The 11,769-nt window shown below is 66.4% G+C and carries 12 protein-coding genes and 1 tRNA gene; 4 read left to right on the forward strand and 9 right to left on the reverse strand.

Annotation, left to right across the window (positions count from 1 at the left end; translation table 11 throughout):
• Positions 1 to 86 precede the first annotated feature (86 nt).
• Together leuA and ybiB are read right to left on the reverse strand one after the other, a co-directional pair.
• On the reverse strand, positions 87 to 1,733 hold the full coding sequence (leuA, locus tag DIE12_RS25835; RefSeq protein ID WP_124486516.1) for a 2-isopropylmalate synthase: 1,647 nt from the start codon (positions 1,731 to 1,733) through the stop codon (positions 87 to 89).
• Between the two features lie 395 nt (positions 1,734 to 2,128).
• A complete protein-coding gene (gene ybiB, locus DIE12_RS25840) occupies positions 2,129 to 3,103 on the reverse strand; it encodes a DNA-binding protein YbiB (RefSeq protein WP_124520736.1) in 975 nt (324 codons plus the stop codon).
• A gap of 197 nt (positions 3,104 to 3,300) precedes the next feature.
• On the opposite strand from ybiB, the gene maiA reads away from it, so the two are divergent.
• Positions 3,301 to 3,945: a maleylacetoacetate isomerase gene (gene maiA / locus DIE12_RS25845; protein ID WP_044847479.1), complete on the forward strand. Its 645-nt coding sequence runs from the start codon at positions 3,301 to 3,303 to the stop codon at positions 3,943 to 3,945.
• Between the two features lie 104 nt (positions 3,946 to 4,049).
• Here the strand turns inward: maiA and ftsY are convergent, their stop codons facing one another.
• Positions 4,050 to 5,216 (reverse strand): signal recognition particle-docking protein FtsY, encoded by a 1,167-nt coding sequence (gene ftsY, locus DIE12_RS25850; protein WP_124520738.1) that lies wholly within the window; start codon positions 5,214 to 5,216, stop codon positions 4,050 to 4,052.
• A 202-nt stretch (positions 5,217 to 5,418) separates the two neighbouring features.
• Between ftsY and rsmD the strand changes: the two genes are divergently transcribed.
• From rsmD to DIE12_RS25865, 3 genes are all read left to right on the forward strand, one after another.
• Positions 5,419 to 6,033, forward strand: coding sequence for a 16S rRNA (guanine(966)-N(2))-methyltransferase RsmD (gene rsmD / locus DIE12_RS25855; protein WP_124520740.1), 615 nt, complete (start codon positions 5,419 to 5,421; stop codon positions 6,031 to 6,033).
• Positions 6,034 to 6,144: 111 nt separating this feature from the next.
• The gene (gene coaD, locus DIE12_RS25860; RefSeq protein WP_044847476.1) at positions 6,145 to 6,642 is read left to right on the forward strand and encodes a pantetheine-phosphate adenylyltransferase; all 498 of its coding nucleotides are present in this window, start codon (positions 6,145 to 6,147) and stop codon (positions 6,640 to 6,642) included.
• Positions 6,643 to 6,701: 59 nt separating this feature from the next.
• Positions 6,702 to 6,968 (forward strand): YfhL family 4Fe-4S dicluster ferredoxin, encoded by a 267-nt coding sequence (locus tag DIE12_RS25865; protein WP_124520742.1) that lies wholly within the window; start codon positions 6,702 to 6,704, stop codon positions 6,966 to 6,968.
• Positions 6,969 to 7,056: 88 nt separating this feature from the next.
• Here DIE12_RS25865 and hisC read toward each other — a convergent pair whose 3' ends face one another.
• The 6 genes from hisC to ispE form a co-directional block, all read right to left on the reverse strand.
• Positions 7,057 to 8,124, reverse strand: coding sequence for a histidinol-phosphate transaminase (hisC, locus tag DIE12_RS25870; RefSeq protein ID WP_124520744.1), 1,068 nt, complete (start codon positions 8,122 to 8,124; stop codon positions 7,057 to 7,059).
• Between the two features lie 130 nt (positions 8,125 to 8,254).
• The gene (gene pth, locus DIE12_RS25875) at positions 8,255 to 8,854 is read right to left on the reverse strand and encodes an aminoacyl-tRNA hydrolase (RefSeq protein WP_044847473.1); all 600 of its coding nucleotides are present in this window, start codon (positions 8,852 to 8,854) and stop codon (positions 8,255 to 8,257) included.
• 119 nt (positions 8,855 to 8,973) lie between these two features.
• Positions 8,974 to 9,582: a 50S ribosomal protein L25/general stress protein Ctc gene (locus DIE12_RS25880; protein WP_044847489.1), complete on the reverse strand. Its 609-nt coding sequence runs from the start codon at positions 9,580 to 9,582 to the stop codon at positions 8,974 to 8,976.
• Between the two features lie 162 nt (positions 9,583 to 9,744).
• The gene (locus DIE12_RS25885) at positions 9,745 to 10,707 is read right to left on the reverse strand and encodes a ribose-phosphate pyrophosphokinase (protein ID WP_044847472.1); all 963 of its coding nucleotides are present in this window, start codon (positions 10,705 to 10,707) and stop codon (positions 9,745 to 9,747) included.
• Between the two features lie 44 nt (positions 10,708 to 10,751).
• A tRNA-Gln gene (locus DIE12_RS25890) sits at positions 10,752 to 10,828 on the reverse strand.
• Positions 10,829 to 10,881: 53 nt separating this feature from the next.
• A complete protein-coding gene (ispE, locus tag DIE12_RS25895; protein ID WP_124520746.1) occupies positions 10,882 to 11,763 on the reverse strand; it encodes a 4-(cytidine 5'-diphospho)-2-C-methyl-D-erythritol kinase in 882 nt (293 codons plus the stop codon).
• Positions 11,764 to 11,769 lie beyond the last annotated feature (6 nt).

Below are 11,769 nucleotides of genomic sequence, written 5' to 3' on the forward strand. Positions count from 1 at the left end.
CATTGGCCCGTGCGGCGCGGATCGCGCGGCGCACGGGCGGTCACGCACCGCTCGCTGACGTTCGAACCCTGAAGCGAAGCCTGCCGTCAGGCCGCCGCACGGCGGTCGGCGCAATGCCAGGCCGAGCGGTTGATCGCGCTGACGACCGCATCGAGCGCGGCGCTCGCCGCGTCGTCGTGCACCCCGACACCATGCCGCAGCGGCGCGTCGCCGACCCGGCAGCCGACCGATACCGCGATCCGGCCGTCCGTCGTGCGCGCGTGCTCGCACGAGGCGACGTCGATCGTCGCGCCGGCTGCCGTCGCGAAGGCCGCGGCCATGCGCTGCACGGCGTCTTCGGGCGTCGCATCGGCCGGCGGCGCGCTCGCGATGTCGCGGTTCTGCCAGCGCGCCCCGTTGCCGTGGCGCGCGGCCGGGCCGTCGGTCTCGAAGAATTCGCGCGCGAACAGCGCACAGATCGCGTCGCCGGTCACTTCCTCGCCGGATGCGTCGGCGAGCGTCTGCACCGCGTGGCTGAATTCGATCTGCACGCGGCGCGTCGGCGTGAAGCCCATCCCGCGTTCGAGCAGGAACGTCGCGCCGCCCTTGCCGGACTGGCTGTTCACGCGGATCACCGCGTCATAGCTGCGGCCGAGGTCGGCCGGGTCGATCGGCAGGTACGGCACTTCCCACACCGCGTCCGGGCGCTGCTGCGCGAAGCCCTTGCGGATCGCGTCCTGGTGCGAGCCGGAGAACGCGGTGAACACGAGGTCGCCCGCGTACGGATGGCGCGGATGCACCGGAATCTGGTTGCAGCGCTCGACCACGCGGCGCACCGCGTCGATGTCGGAGAAATCGAGGCCCGGGTCGATACCCTGCGTATAGAGGTTCAGCGCGAGCGTGACGAGGTCGACGTTGCCGGTGCGCTCGCCGTTGCCGAACAGGCAGCCCTCGATGCGGTCGGCGCCCGCGAGCAGCGCGAGTTCGGCGGCGGCGACCGCGGTGCCGCGATCGTTGTGCGGATGCACGGACAGCACGATGCTGTCGCGATACGCGAGGTTGCGGTCCATCCACTCGATCTGGTCGGCGAACACGTTCGGGCTCGCGGCTTCGACGGTCGCCGGCAGGTTGACGATCATCTTGTGATCGCGGGTCGGACGCCACGCCTGCGCGACCGCGTCGCATACTTCGCGCGCGAACGTCAGCTCGGTCATGCTGAAGGTTTCAGGAGAGTACTGATAGGTCCAGTGCGTGTCCCGGCGGGCCGCCGCGTGTTCCTTGATGAGTCGCGTGCCCTCGACCGCGAGCGCCTTCACGTCGTCCTTCGACATCCCGAACACGATGCGCCGGAACGACGGGCAGATCGCGTTGTACAGGTGCACGATCGCGCGCGGCACGCCGTCGAGCGCGTCGAAGGTGCGCGCGATCAGGTCTTCGCGCGACTGCACGAGCACTTCGATCGTCACGTCGTCGGGGATCCGCTTCTCGTCGATCAGCTTGCGGACGAAATCGAAGTCGGTCTGCGACGCCGACGGAAACCCGACTTCGATCTCCTTGAAACCGATCGCGACCAGCATGTCGAAGAACTCCAGCTTCTGTTCGATGCTCATCGGCTCGATCAGCGACTGGTTGCCGTCGCGCAGGTCGGTGCTCATCCAGACCGGCGCACGCTCGATGGTGCGGGTCGGCCAGCGGCGGCCATTGATGCGGACGGGTTCGAACGGACGATACTTGTCTTGCGGGTTGCGCTTCATCTTCTGGACCTCGGGTCTCAAGTCGCGAGCGAAGACGGGCGGCATGGGCGACGGTAGGCGCTGCCTCGCACCGTGGCGCCGGAAACGCGCTGCGGATGCGGATGATCTTCGCGAATCGACCGACGGATAGACGGACGAATGCTGACGACTTCGGGTTGTAAAAACTGCGAGAAGGGTGCTGCGAGGAACTGCAGGGAGGGACCGTGCGGACAGCACACGGCGCTAAGACAGCCTTAGGCTAGTCGTAGCGATAGCGACCGCGCTAGGCGGCCGGAGGTAATTCGGAGGGTGTTCGGAAAGGAACGCATGGCGACAACTCTATGCCAGGATGCGGGTGCGTGTCAAATGGTCGGTTGAAAAGGCCGGCGCGACAGCACGCCGGCCCGGGATGCCGGTCAGGGTGCGATCCGGGCGATCCGCACGATCGTGTCGACCTGCCGCGCAAGCGCGTCCGGCACCGGAACTTCGCCGCGCAGCACGGCGTCCGTCCACGCGGCCGTGGTCGCCGCGTCGCGCGATTCGGGCAGCGCGACGGGCGGTGCGTCGCTCGACGAGCGCTCGGGCTCGATCAGCGTGTCGCACATGCCGTCGTGCAGCCAGTCGACCTGCACCTGGCGCCGCGTGTCGGCCACCGCTTCGCCTTCGGTGCCGCGCGCGAGCAGCGCACCGCCGCGCGCGGCGTCCGGATGATCGCGGAACAGTTGCGCGAGGCTGTCGCGGTACGGCGGATGCGTGTAGTTGACGAGCCGCAGCCCGGCCGGCGCGAACGGCTGCAGGATCTTCACGAGCGTGTGCGTGGAGTTGCGCACGCCGAGCACGCCGCGCAGCGCCAGCAGACGCGCGATGCGCGGCGCCAGCGCGTCGATCGGCGCAAACGCGACGCGGCGCTCCGCGAGCATGTCCTCGATCGCGTCGTGCGACTTCGACGGCGCGATCGACAGCGCCGAGAAGATCTCCCCGCTCGTCACGCGGCCCGGATCGCGTTCGACGCCGTGCACGAGCACCGGCACGCCTTCGCGCGCGAGCAGCAGCGCGAGCAGCGGCACCAGGTTCGGCTGCTTGCGCGCGCCGTTGTAGCTCGGGATCGACACCGGGCGGAAGGCGGCGTCCTGCACGTGCACCGGTTCGAACGACGCCTGCGCGGCGGCGAGCATCGCGGACAGTTCGTCGGCGCTTTCGCCCTTCAGGCGATACGCGATCAGGATCGCGCCGAGTTCGACGTCCGACACGCGCGCGTCGAGCATCGCGCGATAGAGCTCGAACGTGTCTTCGGCGGACAGCGCGCGTGCGCCGTTCGGGCCGCGGCCGATTTCCTTGATGAAGCGGGCGCAGGGGAACGGCGAGGCGGCGGAGTCGTGGGGAGCGGTCATCGGGGCGTGGGGCGGGCGGCCGGCATCGGGCCGCGCGGTGAGCGGTAAGGAATGCCCCGAGTATCGCATGGGCGCGGCTCGCCCAAGCGCGGCTGCGCGCCACCGCCGCGCGGCGCGCTAAACTCGGGTTCCCGGCGGTGCCGTGCGTGCGCTGCAGGCGCCGTTACCGGCCGAATACGACCAACAGAGAGACACCCATGAAGCTTTACAGCTATTTCCGCAGTTCCGCGTCGTACCGCGTGCGGATCGCCCTGAACCTGAAGCAGCTGCCGTTCGACACGGTCCCCGTGCACATGCTGCGCGACGGCGGCGAGCAACTGAAGGACGCGTATCGCGCGGTGAATCCGGATGCCGTCGTGCCGACGCTGATCGACGGCGATGCCACGCTGCAGCAATCGCTCGCGATCATCGAATATCTCGAGGAAACGCATCCCGAACCCGCGCTGCTGCCGAAGGCGCCGGTCGACCGCGCGTATGTGCGGGCGATCGCGCTGCAGGTCGCGTGCGAGATCCATCCGCTGAACAACCTGCGCGTGCTGAAATACCTGAAGCACACGCTGAAGGTGCCGGAGGAAGCGAAGAACGAATGGTACCGGCACTGGATCGAGGCGGGTTTCGCGTCGCTCGAGACGCGCCTCGCGAGCGATCCGCGCACCGGCAAGCTGTGCTTCGGCGACACGCCGACGCTCGCCGATATCTGCATCGTGCCGCAGGTGTTCAACGCGAACCGTTTCTCGATCGACACGACGCGCTTTCCGACGATCCAGCGGATCGCAGATCATGCGTCGACGCTCGATGCGTTCAAGGCCGCCGAGCCTGGCGTGCAGCCCGACGCCGAATGACATCGAATGACGTCGCGGGGCCGCCGGCTTCCGGCTGACGGCTTCCGGCCGCGCATGTAAAAAGGGCGCCCGAAGGCGCCCCGTGCGATGCGGGCCGGCGGCGTTCAGCCGAGCAGCGCGTCCGCGAATTCCACTGCGTTGAACGGCTGCAGGTCCTCGACCTTCTCGCCGACGCCGATGAAGTAGACGGGCACCGGGCGCTGCCGCGCGATCGCGGCGAGGATCCCGCCCTTGGCGGTGCCGTCGAGCTTCGTGACGATCAGGCCCGTGAGGCCGAGCGCTTCGTCGAAGGCCTTCACCTGCGTGAGCGCGTTCTGGCCCGTGTTCGCGTCGATCACGAGCAGCACCTCGTGCGGCGCGCCGTCGTGCGCCTTCGAGATCACGCGCTTCACCTTCTTCAGCTCTTCCATCAGGTGCAGCTGCGTCGGCAGGCGGCCGGCCGTGTCGGCCATCATCACGTCGATCTTGCGGGCGCGCGCGGCGCTGACCGCGTCGAAGATCACCGCGGCCGGATCGCCGCTTTCCTGCTGGACGACCGTCACGTTGTTGCGCTCGCCCCAGACCGCCAGCTGTTCGCGCGCGGCCGCGCGGAACGTGTCGCCCGCGGCCAGCAGCACCGACTGGTCGAAGCTCTGCAGGTGCTTCGCGAGCTTGCCGATGCTGGTGGTCTTGCCCGCGCCGTTCACGCCCGTGATCATCATCACGAGCGGTTGCGCGCGACCGAGCATCAGCGACTTCTCGAGCGGCGTCAGCAGTTCGACGAGCAGGTCGTGCAGCGCGCCCTTCACCTGCTGCGGATCGGTCAGCCGGCCCGCGCGCACCTTCTCGCGCAGCGCGCCGAGCAGGTACTCGGTCGCGTCGACGCCGGCGTCGGACATCAGCAGCGCGGCTTCGAGCTCCTCGTACAGATCCTCGTCGATCTTCGTGTTGACGAACACGCCGGTGATGCTCGAGCCCGTCTTCGCGAGCCCCGACTTCAGGCGCGCGAGCCACGACTTCTTCGCGGACGCGTCCTGCGTCGGCGGCGGCACGATCTCGACCGCCTCGACGACTTCGTCGCTGCCGTCGTTGGTCGGCGTGACCGTCATCACGACGGCCGGCGCGGCCTGTCGCGGTTGCGCGGGCGCTTGCGGTGCTTCGACCGCCCGGCGGGGCTCGGGGGCGGGCGCGGGCGCGTCGGACGGCTCGTCCGGTTGCGGCGCGTCGGCTGATTGCGATTCCGCGGAGTCGGGCTCCTGCGTTTTCTTGAATCGTTTGAAGAAGCTGAACATGGTCTGACGTCGGGAAGAGGGCGGGGCGCCGCCAGGGCGGAGCGCCGGAGAGGCCGGCGCGCGTGCGCACGACGGCCGAAACCGTGCATTTTATCAGTGCGGCGAGGCACTCGCGTCAGTCGGTGCCGCCGCTGTGGTAACGTGCGCCTGTTTGGCGGTGCGCCCGCGTGCGCACCCGTTCCCTCCGTTGTCGATATTCCGTATGTCCCGTTCCTCTTCCGGCCGCCCGGCGGCCCCCGCCGGCCGCGGCAAGCCGCACACGATCCGCATCATCGGCGGTGACTGGAAACGCACGCCGCTCGCCGTGCTCGATCTCGACGGCCTGCGGCCGACGCCCGATCGCGTGCGCGAGACCCTGTTCAACTGGCTCGGCCAGGATCTCGAAGGCCGGCGCTGCCTCGACCTGTTCGCGGGCACCGGCGCGCTCGGCTTCGAGGCCGCGTCGCGCGGCGCGACGAGCGTCGTGATGGTCGAGCGCCACCCGCGCGCGGCGCAGCAGCTGCGCGCGATCAAGGACAAGCTCGGCGCACGCTCGGTCGAGGTCGCGGAAGCCGACGCGCTGCGGCTCGCGGCCGGGCTGACCCCGGGCGCGTTCGACGTCGTGTTCCTCGATCCGCCGTTCGGCGAGCCGGCCGTGCTCGACCGCTCGATCGCGCTGGCGGCGCCGCTCGTCTCGCCGGATGGTGCGCTGTACGTCGAAACGGGGGCGGAGCTCGACCCGGCCGCGCACGACGCACTGGCCGGCTGGCAGATGGTGAAGCACGGCAAGGCCGGTGCGGTTCACTATCATTTGCTGCGGCGCGAAAATGATGAATAATGCGCGTTCCATACGAGGCGGCGCGCGGCAAAGGCGACGCATGCCCATCTCGGCAGTGGCGTGCGCGTCGCACGGCTGCCACCCCGTTTGCGTGATGACAGGAGGAGCGACATGGTAGTCGCCGTGTATCCCGGTACGTTCGATCCGCTGACGCGCGGGCACGAAGACCTCGTGCGGCGTGCGTCGAGCATTTTTGATACGCTGGTGGTGGGTGTCGCCGACAGCCGCGCGAAGAAGCCGTTCTTCTCGCTGGAAGAACGTCTGACGATTGCGAACGAGGTGCTCGGTCATTATCCGAACGTGAAGGTCATGAGTTTCACGGGCCTCCTGAAGGATTTCGTCCGCATCAACAACGCGCGCGTGATCGTGCGCGGCCTGCGTGCCGTGTCCGATTTCGAATACGAGTTCCAGATGGCGGGGATGAACCGCTATCTGTTGCCCGACGTCGAGACGATGTTCATGACGCCGTCCGATCAGTACCAGTTCATCTCGGGGACGATCGTGCGCGAAATCGCGCAGTTGGGCGGCGATGTCAGCAAGTTCGTGTTCCCGTCCGTCGAGAAGTGGCTGACCGAGAAAGTCACTGCGATGGGAGGCCCGGCCGCGTGACGCGGCGCCGGCCGGTTTCGTCGTGAAGCCGGCCGCCGGCCTGAAGAAGTGAGATCAGTATGTCTTTGATGATTACCGACGAGTGCATCAATTGCGACGTGTGCGAGCCCGAGTGCCCGAACGGCGCGATTTCGATGGGCCCGGATATCTACGTGATCGACCCGAACAAGTGCACCGAGTGCGTCGGCCATTTCGACGAGCCGCAGTGCCAGCAGGTGTGTCCGGTCGAATGCATTCCGCGCGATCCGCAGCACGACGAATCGCACGCGCAGTTGATGGCGAAGTATCACGCGTTGACCGCCGCGAAGGGCGACGACGTGCGGTGACGCCCTGCTGACGTCGCGCGTCTCGACGTCACGATTTCCTCGGCCGGCGCCGTTCGGCGCCGGTTCCGTTTCAGCTTCCGCTACCGTTTCAGCCGATCAGCTCGCGCAATGCCGCGACGAGCGCGTCGCATTCGGCGTCGGTACCGACGGTGATGCGCAAGTGCTGGTCGATGCGCGGCGCCCGGAAGTGCCGCACGAAAATTTCCCGATCCTTTAGCTGTGCCGCGATCGTGCCCGCATCGTGCGCGGGATGGCGCGCGAACACGAAGTTCGCGGCCGACGGCACGACGTCGAAACCGAGCGCCTCGAGCGCGTGCGTGAGCCGCGTGCGGCTGTCGATCACGCGCCGGCAGGTCGCGCCGAAATAGTCGGTATCTTCGTATGCCGCCTGCGCCGCGGCCTGCGCGAGCCGGTCGAGCGGATAGGAATTGAAGCTGTCCTTCACGCGGTTCAGTGCGTCGATCAACGCGGCATCGCCAAACGCGAAGCCGACGCGCATGCCCGCGAGCGAGCGCGCCTTCGACGTCGTGTGCACGACGAGCAGGTTCGGATGGCGGTCGATCAGCGTGATCGCGGATTGCGCGCCGAAATCGACATACGCCTCGTCTATCAGCACGACAGACGACGGGTTCGCGGCCGCGATCCGCTCGATGTCCGCGAGCGGCAGCGCGCGCCCGGTCGGCGCGTTCGGGTTCGGGAACAGCACGCCGCCCGCGTCGTCGAGATAGTCTTCGACCCGGATCGAGAAGTCGTCCGCGAGCGGCACGATCGCAGTCTCTACGCCATACAGGCGCGCGTAGGTCGGGTAGAAGCTGTACGAGATGTCGGGAAAGCGCAGCGGCCGGTCATGCTTGAGCAGGGCCTGGAATGCGTGCGCGAGCACTTCGTCGGAGCCGTTGCCGACGAAGACCTGTTCGGGCTTGATGCGGTGATGGGCCGCTACCGTCTCGCGCAGTGCGCGCGCGAGCGGATCGGGGTAGCGGCGCAGTGTGTCGCCGGTATCGCCGAGTTCGCGTGCGATCGCCGCGACGACGCGCGGCGAAGGCGGATAGGGATTCTCGTTGGTGTTCAGCTTGACGGGGTGTGCGAGCGCGGGCTGTTCGCCCGGCACGTAAGGCACGAGTTGCTGAACGACGTCGCTCCAGTAACGGCTCACCGCTTGGCTCCTGACGGGCAAAAACGACCAGATTACCGCATGTGGGCGTTGCAGTGCGCAATTGCGCGGCAGGACGGGGCTGCCCGGCGCAACCGGGCGGCACATTGCACCGCACCGGTGCAGCGCGGGTTCAGTTGCGATGCAGCTGCATCGTCGCGCGGTCGAGTTCGCCCTTGACGACCATCGGCATCACGGCGAGCGCGCGTTCGATCGATGCGTCGATCACGTCCTGCTCCTCGCGGCGCGGCGGCTTCAGCACGAAGTTCGCGACGTCGGGTTTCGCGCCGGCGCGCGCGCCTTCCGGAATCAGGTCGCGCGGATGGCCGATGCCGATGCGCAGGCGCCAGTACTGTTGCGACGACAGATGCGCGGAGATGTCCTTCAGGCCGTTGTGGCCGCCGCTGCCGCCGCCGAGCTTCAGCTTCACGGTGCCGGGCGGCAGATCGAGTTCGTCGTGGGCGACGAGGATCTGGTCGGGCAGGATCTTGAAGAAATTCGCGAGCGCGACGACTGACTGGCCGGAGCGGTTCATGTAGGTTTGCGGCTCCAGCAGGTGGACTTCCTCGCCGTGCAGGCGCGCTTTTGCGTAGAAGCCGTGAAAGCGGCGCTCGTCGCGCAGCGTCGTGCCGGCTTCGCGGGCGAGCTGGTCGATCAGCCAGAAGCCGGCGTTGTGGCGCGTCGCGGTGTATTCCGCCCCGGGATTGCCGAGGCCGACGATCAGTTTGATCATGACGTTTCGTAGGCGGCAGCGCCCGCCTGGGCGCAGAAAAAGAAAAACCCGCCGGGCAAGCCGCGGCGGGTTGCATCGACCGTTTCGCGAAACGGATCGAATGGCGCGTGGGCAGCCGCTTAGGCAGCCGGCGTTTCGCCTTCGCCTGCTGCGTCCGACACGGCACCAGCCGGGACCGTCGCCGATGCGACAACCGGGTTTTCCGCGTCGACGTGCGCGACCAGCGTCACGCCCTTCGGCAGTGCGATGTCCTTCGCGTGCAGCGACTGACCTGCTTCGATCTTCGACAGATCGACTTCGAGGAATTCCGGCAGAGCCGACGGCAGGCACTCGACTTCGATTTCCGTCGCGACGTGCGAGACGATTGCGCTCGACAGCTTCACTGCCGGGCTGACTTCAGCGTTCAGGAAGTGCAGCGGCACCTTCGTGTGCAGCTTCTTCTTCGCGTCGACGCGCTGGAAGTCCACGTGCAGCACGAGTTGCTTGAACGGGTGGTATTGCACGTCGCGCAGCAGAACCTGTTGCGACTGGCCAGCGACTTCCAGGTCGAGGATCGACGAGTGGAAGGCTTCCTTCTTCAGGGCGTGCCACAGCGCGTTGTGATCCAGTTCGATCTTTTGCGGGGCTGCTTCGCCACCGTAGACGATACCCGTGGTCTTACCGGCGTTGCGCAGGCGGCGGCTCGCACCCGTACCTTGCTGTTGGCGCTCGAAAGCGACGACTTTCATGTGATTCTCCATTTGCTGCCCGCGACCAGGCAGTAAAACGGGGCCGGCGAAATGGCGGCCCCCGATGAAACGGACGGGGTTTCGTCTATCCCGTCCGATTGTGCAAAAAGCGAAGCGTTGCCGCTTCGCTTTCTGCGCATGCTATATCGTGTCGTTCCGCGATCAGGATTCCGCGAACAGCGACATCACCGAGTCGCCGCGGCGAATCCGCGAGAACGTTTCTGCCAGCAGGCTCGCGCTCGTCAGCGAGCGGATCTTCGAGCAGGACAGCGACTCGGCCGACAGCGGGATCGTATCGGTGACGACCAGCTCGTCGAGTGCCGATGCGGCGATACGCTCGGCGGCACCACCCGACAGAACGGGGTGCGTCGCGTACGCGAACACCTGCTTCGCACCGCGATCCTTCAGCACTTGCGCGGCCTTGCAGAGCGTGCCGGCCGTATCGACCATGTCGTCCATGATCACGCAGGTGCGGCCTTCGACTTCACCGATGATGTTCATCACTTCGGCGACGTTCGCCTTCGGGCGACGCTTGTCGATGATCGCGAGATCGCAGTTGAGTTGCTTCGCGAGTGCCCGGGCGCGGACCACGCCGCCGACGTCCGGCGACACGACGAGCAGATCCGAGTAGTTCTGCTTGCGCAGGTCACCCAGCAGGATCGGCGTTGCGTAGATGTTGTCGACCGGGATGTCGAAGAAGCCTTGAATTTGGTCGGCGTGCAGATCCATCGTGATGATCCGCTCGACGCCGGCGATTTCCAGCATGTTCGCGACGATCTTCGCCGAGATCGCGACGCGCGCCGAACGCGGGCGGCGGTCCTGGCGGGCATAGCCGAAGTAGGGGATGGCAGCGGTGATCCGGCCGGCGGATGCGCGCTTGAGCGCATCGACCATGATCATCAGTTCCATCAGGTTGTCGTTGGCCGGCGCGCACGTGGATTGCAGGACGAAGACGTCCTTGCCGCGCACGTTTTCCTGGATCTCGACCTGGATCTCACCGTCGGAGAAACGGCTGACCATTGCTTTGCCGAGGGGGATTCCAAGGATATTGACGACTTCCTGGGCGAGCGCGGGATTCGCGTTGCCAGTAAAGACCATCAAGCCATCATGGCTGTGGCTGCTCATCGTGCACCTGCTTCAGGCTTAGGCGGGAAATGCGGGAAAATTTTTGGCAGGGGAGGAAGGACTCGAACCCTCGCATGCCGGAATCAAAATCCGGTGCCTTGACCAACTTGGCGACTCCCCTACACTCAACTGATAACTTCACCGGACTTGTAGGCCATCCGGCAAAGCAAAACTTCATGACGCGAAAGCGAAGAGCGGATGCTCGTTCAGGCTCTCGGCAACTGCACCGTTCCAACCGGTGGGCAGCCTGGCTTGCGCCGCTTCTGCCTCGTGCTTGCTATGAAACGCTGCAAACACGCTTGCTCCGGAGCCGGTCATCCTCGCGGGGGTCACATTATACAACCATTTGACCACCTGCGCAACTTCCGCGTACTTACTTGTCACAACTTGCTGCATATCGTTCCGGCCGAAGCTATCTGGCCATCCCGCATCGCTGTTTTGCTGTGCAAGAAAGTCTGTAATTGTGACTCGCTTTGTATCTCTTGTCAACAACTCGTCTGAAAAAATTTCAGCGGTGGGGACATGAACTCGCGGCGTCACAACCAAAAACCAGCGAGTCGGCAATTCTACCTCAGCTAATTCTTCTCCGATACCCTCTGCGAACGCATTTTTTCCAAAAACAAAAAACGGAACGTCGGCACCGAGTTTCACCGCGAGCGACTGGAGTTCCGCGCGCGGCAGGTTCAGTTGCCACAGACGGTTCAGCGCGAGCAGCGTCGTTGCCGCATCGGAGCTGCCGCCGCCGAGGCCCGCGCCCATCGGCAGGCGCTTGTCGATCTCGATGTCGACGCCGGCCGCGGTGCCCGTGTGCGTTTTCAGCAGGTTGGCCGCGCGCACGACGAGATCGCTTTCCTCGGGCACGCCCGGCACGTCGGTGACGCGTGCGACGCGACCGTCGTCGCGCAGCGTGAAATGCAGCGTGTCGCCCCAGTTCAGCAGCTGGAACACGCTCTGCAGATCGTGATAGCCGTTCGGGCGGCGGCCGGTGATGTGCAGGAACAGGTTGAGTTTCGCGGGCGCAAGGCAGTTGCGCAGCGAGCGGATCGAATCGGTCATGCGTAT

It is taken from the genome of Burkholderia sp. Bp9015 (assembly GCF_003853505.1).
Taxonomy (GTDB): Bacteria; Pseudomonadota; Gammaproteobacteria; order Burkholderiales; family Burkholderiaceae; genus Burkholderia.

Bases quoted from the DNA above. Each gene is read 5' to 3' on its own strand.
- leuA (WP_124486516.1), bottom strand. From the start codon at position 1,733: ATGAAGCGCAACCCGCAAGACAAGTATCGTCCGTTCGAACCCGTCCGC.
- ybiB (WP_124520736.1), bottom strand. From the start codon at position 3,103: ATGACCGCTCCCCACGACTCCGCCGCCTCGCCGTTCCCCTGCGCCCGC.
- maiA (WP_044847479.1), top strand. From the start codon at position 3,301: ATGAAGCTTTACAGCTATTTCCGCAGTTCCGCGTCGTACCGCGTGCGG.
- ftsY (WP_124520738.1), bottom strand. From the start codon at position 5,216: ATGTTCAGCTTCTTCAAACGATTCAAGAAAACGCAGGAGCCCGACTCC.
- rsmD (WP_124520740.1), top strand. From the start codon at position 5,419: ATGTCCCGTTCCTCTTCCGGCCGCCCGGCGGCCCCCGCCGGCCGCGGC.
- coaD (WP_044847476.1), top strand. From the start codon at position 6,145: ATGGTAGTCGCCGTGTATCCCGGTACGTTCGATCCGCTGACGCGCGGG.
- DIE12_RS25865 (WP_124520742.1), top strand. From the start codon at position 6,702: ATGTCTTTGATGATTACCGACGAGTGCATCAATTGCGACGTGTGCGAG.
- pth (WP_044847473.1), bottom strand. From the start codon at position 8,854: ATGATCAAACTGATCGTCGGCCTCGGCAATCCCGGGGCGGAATACACC.
- DIE12_RS25880 (WP_044847489.1), bottom strand. From the start codon at position 9,582: ATGAAAGTCGTCGCTTTCGAGCGCCAACAGCAAGGTACGGGTGCGAGC.
- DIE12_RS25885 (WP_044847472.1), bottom strand. From the start codon at position 10,707: ATGAGCAGCCACAGCCATGATGGCTTGATGGTCTTTACTGGCAACGCG.
- ispE (WP_124520746.1), bottom strand. From the start codon at position 11,763: ATGACCGATTCGATCCGCTCGCTGCGCAACTGCCTTGCGCCCGCGAAA.